We start from the raw sequence: 2,204 nt of genomic DNA, 5'->3' as shown, positions 1-2,204 counted from the left end.
GGTCGTGGCCGGCGGCCGTTCGGGTTCGGGGTCGAACTCACGCTCCAGTTCGGTGGAGAGCCCGCATCCGCTCGCGCACAGCGCCAGCACGCCGACGAGGAGGGCGTACCGGGACGGGGTGCGGCGTATCGCGATCACGCGCCGATCCTCGCACGCGCCCTCCGCGGAAGGGTTCACTCCGCCTGCCCGCGTGCCGCCACCAGCCCCGACTCGTAGGCGAACACGACGAGCTGGGCCCGGTCACGGGCGCCGAGCTTCGTCATGGCGCGGCTCACATGGGTCTTGGCGGTGAAGGGGCTGATGACCATGTGCGCGGCAATCTCCTCGTTGGTCAGCCCGCGCGCGGCGAGTGCGGTGACCTCGCGTTCGCGACGGGTGAGGCAGTCCAGACCAGGTGCGGTGGCCCGGTCCGGGGGCCGGGACACGAACTCGCCGATCAGCGTCCGCGTCACCGACGGCGACAGCAGCGCGTCGCCGCCCGCCACGACCTCGATGGCCTGGAGCAGGTCGGCGGGCTCGGTGTCCTTGAGCAGGAAGCCGCTGGCGCCGGCGCGCAGGGCCTCGAAGACGTACTCGTCGAGGCCGTAGTTGGTGAGGATCACGACGCGTACGTCGGCCAGGTCCGGGTCGGCGGCGATGCGGCGGGTGGCCTCGATGCCCGTCATCACCGGCATCTGGACGTCGATGAGCGCGATGTCCGGGACCTCGGCGCGTACGAGAGTCAGCGCCTGCGCGCCGTCGGCGGCCTCGCCCACCACCTCGATGCCGTCCTCGGCGTCGAGCAGGGCGCGGAAGCCGGCGCGCATGAGGGCCTGGTCGTCGACAAGCGCGACCCGGATCGGACACCGGCTCGCTTCCCCCGGGACACCGCTCACGCCACCTCCCTCGCGTCGGCCAGCGGCAGGCGCACCCGCACCGAGAAGCCGCCCTCAGGGCGCGGTCCCGCGTCCAGCGTGCCGCCGACGGCGGTGACGCGTTCGCGCATGCCGGTGAGTCCGATGCCCGGCGTGTGCGGTCGGGACGGGTCCGCGCAGCCGTCGTCGTCCACGCGTATCTCCAACTCCTGGCCCCCGTAGGCGAGCCGGACGGAGACCTTGGCCGGCCCGGCATAGCGTGCGGCGTTCGTCAGGGCCTCCTGGACGATGCGATAGGCGGCCCGGTCCAGGGCCGCCGTCAGCGGACGCTCCTCGCCGGTCACCGTCAACTCGACGGCGAGGCCCGCGGCGCGTGCCCGCTCGACGAGGAGCGCGGGCGTGCCGGTCGGCTCGTCCGTGCGCAGCACCTCCAGCGTGGCCCGCAGTTCGCGCATGGCCTCGCCGCCGGCCTCCTGGATGGCGAGGAGCGCGGGCGGCACGTCCTCGCCGCGCTTGCGGGCGAGATGGACGGCGACACCGGCCTGGAGCTTGACGATCGAGATGCTGTGTGTGAGTGAGTCGTGCAACTCCCGGGCTATACGCAGGCGCTCCTCACCCGCGCGGCGCAGGGCGGACTCCTCCCGGGTGCGTTCCGCCTCCAGCGCCCGCTGTTCCGTCTGGCGCAGGTACGCCTGCCAGTTACGGTCCGCGAGCCCTGTCGCGACGGCGCACAGGAACCAGCCGACGAGCAGCAGCACGCGCTCGATGATCTCCTCGGTCCTGGGTCCCGTGGCGAGATATCCGGCCAGGAACACGCCGCTCGCGGCCGCCGCCACCGCGCGGTGCCCCACGCGCGCGGCGGTGTGCACGGCGGCGAGCACGGGGAGGGCGGACAGGACGCCGGGATGGGCGTGCAGGACGTACGCCGTCATGGCCCCCGTGGTCACGGCGAGGACCGTACGGGGCGCTCGCCGGTATCCGGCAAGGGCCAGCGAGCCCAGGGCGATCAGCAGGTGGTCGAGCACCGTCGTGCCGGTGTCGAACGCGGCCGAGGTCATGACGAGGGCGCCGACGACGACGGCGAGCGTCACGTCGGCCAGGCGCCTGCGCATGCCCTGGTCCGGTTGCATGCAGGGCACGTTAGCCCCCGCCACCGACAGTCGCGTCAGCCCTGTGGACGGCTCCGCGGCTACTCCCCACGGAGTAGTTCCCGACGGGCGCCACCCCGTGGCCTCAGCCGCGAGTGACTCCGGCCGTACGACGCGCCGGCCCACCGACCGGAGCGAGGGTTTCGAGCACGCCAGGAACCCGTCGAGCTCCGAGGAGCCCCGCATGCCCACCCCCTTCCGC

2 protein-coding genes are annotated in these 2,204 nt (G+C 73.4%); both read right to left on the bottom strand.

Translation table 11 applies throughout. From position 1 onward, the window contains the following. Window positions 1-173: 173 nt before the first annotated feature. The gene (locus FPZ41_RS46180; protein WP_322621591.1) at window positions 174-875 is read right to left on the bottom strand and encodes a response regulator transcription factor; all 702 of its coding nucleotides are present in this window, start codon (window positions 873-875) and stop codon (window positions 174-176) included. Beyond that, window positions 872-1,984 (bottom strand): sensor histidine kinase, encoded by a 1,113-nt coding sequence (locus FPZ41_RS46175; protein ID WP_152870849.1) that lies wholly within the window; start codon window positions 1,982-1,984, stop codon window positions 872-874. The genes FPZ41_RS46180 and FPZ41_RS46175 overlap by 4 nt, the downstream gene beginning before the upstream one ends. Between the last annotated feature and the right edge of the window lie 220 nt (window positions 1,985-2,204).

The sequence above is a fragment of the Streptomyces acidicola genome (assembly GCF_009377235.1).
Lineage (GTDB): Bacteria > Actinomycetota > Actinomycetes > Streptomycetales > Streptomycetaceae > Streptomyces > Streptomyces acidicola.
The sequence above is the reverse complement of the archived record's forward strand: the minus strand, read 5'-3'. Positions and strand labels throughout refer to the sequence as shown.